The organism is Rhizobium sp. SVR5-9E (assembly GCF_056755095.1).
Genome location: NZ_JBNDHS010000794.1, coordinates 1 through 233, shown reverse-complemented (window position 1 = coordinate 233; position 233 = coordinate 1). Strand labels below are relative to the sequence as shown.

At 61.4% G+C, this 233-nt stretch carries 1 pseudogene; it reads left to right on the top strand.

The features are described from left to right. A pseudogene (locus tag ACPYOJ_RS37015) lies at positions 1-213 on the top strand (class I tRNA ligase family protein); the annotation flags it as partial. Positions 214-233: the final 20 nt, after the last annotated feature.

Here is a 233-nt window from a genome sequence, read left to right as displayed (position 1 = left end):
GCTCAGGGGCTCGCGGACCGCAACTACGGTGAGTTCCAGGCGAGGGCCAAGCTGCTGAACGCCTCGAACGACGACTTCATAAGGACCACCGAAGAGCGTCATCACGAGGCTTCCAGAGAGATCTGGAACCGAATGGCGGAGGACGGCGACATCTACAAGGATTCCGACGCCGGCTGGTATTCCGTGCGCGACGAGTCCTACGGCCAGAAAAACTAGACGGAGCTCCGCGCCGA